Annotated in this window: 6 protein-coding genes; all 6 read left to right on the top strand. The window is 62.6% G+C overall.

Going from position 1 to position 3,576, the window contains the following annotated elements; all coding sequences use genetic code 11:
• On the top strand, positions 1-414 hold a 414-nt coding region (locus tag ABWP50_RS04665; RefSeq protein WP_353216833.1), incomplete at its 5' end, for a thiamine phosphate synthase.
• A gap of 126 nt (positions 415-540) precedes the next feature.
• A complete protein-coding gene (locus ABWP50_RS04670) occupies positions 541-1,338 on the top strand; it encodes an inositol monophosphatase family protein (RefSeq protein ID WP_353216834.1) in 798 nt (265 codons plus the stop codon).
• A 120-nt stretch (positions 1,339-1,458) separates the two neighbouring features.
• A complete protein-coding gene (gene ndhC, locus ABWP50_RS04675; protein ID WP_353216835.1) occupies positions 1,459-1,836 on the top strand; it encodes an NADH-quinone oxidoreductase subunit A in 378 nt (125 codons plus the stop codon).
• On the top strand, positions 1,836-2,390 hold the full coding sequence (locus ABWP50_RS04680; protein WP_353216836.1) for a NuoB/complex I 20 kDa subunit family protein: 555 nt from the start codon (positions 1,836-1,838) through the stop codon (positions 2,388-2,390). Before ndhC ends, ABWP50_RS04680 begins: the two co-directional genes overlap by 1 nt.
• A gap of 3 nt (positions 2,391-2,393) precedes the next feature.
• A complete protein-coding gene (locus tag ABWP50_RS04685; protein WP_353216837.1) occupies positions 2,394-3,041 on the top strand; it encodes an NADH-quinone oxidoreductase subunit C in 648 nt (215 codons plus the stop codon).
• Positions 3,042-3,130: 89 nt separating this feature from the next.
• Positions 3,131-3,576 (top strand): NADH-quinone oxidoreductase subunit D-related protein (locus ABWP50_RS04690; RefSeq protein ID WP_502950979.1); only part of this gene is annotated, 446 nt, incomplete at its 3' end.

Here is a 3,576-nt window from a genome sequence, read left to right on the forward strand (position 1 = left end):
GCCGATCTGGCCAAGGCGGCCGGCGCGGACGGTGTGCATCTGGGGCAGAGTGATGGCTCGATTGCCGATGCCCGCGCTCTGCTCGGCCGCGACGCTCAGATTGGCCGGACGTGCCACGACAGCCGCCACCTGGCGATGGAAGCCGGGGAGCAGGGCGCTGATTATGTGGCGTTCGGGGCGTTTTACGACACCACCACCAAGCCGAGCCACTATCGTCCCCAGCCCGAGATACTGGGCTGGTGGACCACGTTGAGCCAATTGCCCTGCGTCGCCATTGGCGGCATTTTCCCGCACAATGCCGCGCCGCTGGTCGACGCTGGCGCGGATTTCATCGCTGTGGTCCGGGCGGTGTGGGATCACGATGCTGGGCCGGGTGCTGGTGTGGCTGCGTTTGGCGAAGTGCTCGGCTGGTAGGCCCGTCCCCAGTTTGCCCCCACAGCTTGCTCCGGCTGGCTGCACCCGTTAAGGCACACTCCGCTCTTTCCCATCCCTGTTCCCCCAATCGCCGCCTGCGCACGTGCTGGCCGCAAGGATTCCGCCATGGTTGCCCATTCATCGCTGATCACCGTCATGGAAAAGGCCGCGCGCAAGGCGGCGCCCAAGCTGCGGCGGGATTTTGGCGAAGTGGATGCCTTGCAGGTCAGCCGCAAGGGGCCGGCGGATTTCGTGACTGTCGCCGACCGCGAAGCCGAAGCGACGGTGACCGAGATCTTGCGCCATGCCCGGCCGGAATGGGGCCTGCTGCTGGAAGAGGGCGGCACCATCAAGGGCAACGATGACCGCTGCCGCTGGATCGTCGATCCGCTGGATGGCACCACCAATTTCCTGCACGGCATCCCGCATTTTGCCATCAGCATCGCCGCTGAAATCGATGGTGAAATCACCGCCGGGCTGATCCACCAGCCCTTGACCGGCGAAAGTTTCTGGGCGGAAAAGGGCTGCGGCGCCTGGCTTTCGGATCGCCGGCTGCGCGTGTCTGGCCGGCGCGACATGAACGAGTGCCTGATTGCCACCGGCATCCCGTACCAGGGCCACGGCGACCGGCCGCAATTCAGCACCATATTGAACGCGGTGATTCCCGAAGTCGCCGGCGTGCGGCGCTTCGGGGCGGCCAGCCTCGATCTGGCGTGGGTGGCGGCTGGGCGGTTCGATGGTTTCTGGGAAACCGGCCTGTCGCATTGGGATATCGCCGCCGGCATGCTGCTGGTGCGCGAAGCCGGCGGCTTCGTGAGTGATTTTCGCGCCGGCCAGGACATGGTCAGCCGCGAAGAAATTATCGCGGGCAACAGCGCCATCCAATCAAAGCTGCACAAGCTGGTGGCCGGCGCGCTGCGCTGATTGGCGCTGGCGCTAGCGCCGCAGCTGACGAAAAGCCGCCTGTGAACCTTGGTGCGGCTTGCCGTGGGCAGGCACTGCGGCTATTCACCTTGCACTGCAACAGCGAGGAATTTTGCGGCCATGTCGGCCATTGCAATCCAATATCTGCCGGTGCTGATGTTCTTTGCCGTTGGCATCGCCTTTGCGGTGATCTTTGTCAGCGCGCCGATGGCACTGTCGGCCGCGATCGGCACGGCCAAGCCGGAGGCGGTGAAGCTGTCGGAGTATGAAAGCGGCTTTCCGGCGTTCTCAGATTCGCGCACCAAATTTGATGTGCAATTCTATCTGGTTGCCATCCTGTTCATCGTGTTCGACCTCGAAGCCGCATTTCTGTTCCCATGGGCCGTCAGCCTGCATTGGGGCGGGGAAAGCGCGTGGTGGGCGATGATGGAATTCCTGGGCGAACTGGGCATCGGCCTGGTCTACGCCTGGAAGGTGGGAGCGTTGGAGTGGGAGTGATGAACGAACAGACCGGGCTGGTGCTCCCAGGCGGTGCAATCGCGCTGCCCGAAGGCAACCGCGATGCGTTTTTGGGCGATGTGTCCATGGAGGTCGCTGAAAAGGGCTTTCTGGTCACATCGACCGAGGATCTGTTTCACTGGGCGCGCACCGGATCGATGTGGTGGATGACGTTCGGCCTAGCCTGCTGCGCCGTCGAGATGATGCACACCAACATGCCGCGTTATGACATGGAGCGGTTTGGCATCGCGCCGCGCGCCTCACCGCGGCAGAGCGACGTGATGATCGTCGCCGGCACGCTGTGCAACAAGATGGCGCCGGCGCTGCGCCGGGTTTACGACCAGATGGCCGAGCCGCGCTATGTGATTTCGATGGGAAGCTGCGCCAATGGCGGCGGCTATTATCACTACAGCTATTCGGTGGTGCGCGGCTGCGACAGGATCGTGCCGGTGGACATCTATGTGCCGGGCTGCCCGCCGACCGCCGAAGCGCTGCTTTATGGTATATTGGCCCTGCAGCGGAAAATCCGCCGCGTCGGCGTGTTTGAGCGGTAAACGATGGCGATTGTTTCCCCTGAACTTGGCCGTCACAGCTGGCCGGTGATGGCCAGCCACGATGGCCTTGCCGCGCGGCTTGGCGAACTGCTCGGCGCGGCCATTATCGACATCACCGTACACGCCGGTGAAACCAGCGTGTTGGTGGCACGTGATGCGTTGGTGGCGGTGATTGCTGCGTTGCGCGATGCGCCCGATCTGCGGCTGAACCAGCTGACGGACCTTTGCGCTGCCGATTATCCGGACCGGGCCGAGCGGTTTGAGGTGGTAATCCATCTTTTGTCGATGGCGCACAATCTGCGCTTGCGCGTGCGTTGCACCACCGATGGCACCGCGCCGGTGCCCAGCCTGACCAGCCTTTATCCCAATGCCGGCTGGTATGAGCGTGAGACGTGGGATTGCTATGGCGTGATGTTTGCCGGCAATCCGGACATGCGCCGGATTTTGACCGATTATGGCTTTGAAGGTCATCCGTTCCGCAAGGATTTCCCGCTGTCCGGCCATGTCGAACTGCGCTGGTCCGAAGAGCATAAGCGCGTGGTGTATGAGCCGGTGAAGCTGGCGCAGGATTTTCGCAGCTTCGATTTCCTGTCGCCTTGGGAAGGCACGGATTATGTGCTGCCCGGCGATGAAAAGGCAGGTGCCAAATGAGCAGCTTGGGCAACGCCGGTTCCGCGTGGACGGCGCAAGACACAGCCGATGTGCTGCCGGCCCGCGACGGCAACGAAATCCAGAATTACATGATCAATTTCGGCCCGCAGCACCCGGCGGCGCACGGCGTGTTGCGGCTGGTGATGGAGCTGGACGGCGAAATCATCGAACGCTGCGATCCGCACATCGGCCTGCTGCACCGTGGCACCGAAAAGCTGATTGAATACAAGACTTATCTGCAAGCGCTGCCCTACATGGACCGCCTCGATTATGTCTCGCCGATGTGCATGGAGCACAGCTATGTGCTGGCCATCGAGAAATTGGCCGGCATCGAAGTGCCGGTGCGGGCGAAGTATATCCGCACGATGTTTGCGGAAATCACGCGCATTCTCAATCACATCCTCAACACCACTGCGCACGCCATGGACGTGGGCGCGATGACGCCGATGCTGTGGCTGTTTGAAGAGCGCGAAAAGCTGATGGAATTCTACGAGCGTGTGTCGGGCGCGCGTTTCCATGCGGCCTGGTTCCGGCC

Source organism: Sandarakinorhabdus sp. (assembly GCF_040398645.1).
Classification (GTDB): Bacteria; Pseudomonadota; Alphaproteobacteria; order Sphingomonadales; family Sphingomonadaceae; genus Sandarakinorhabdus.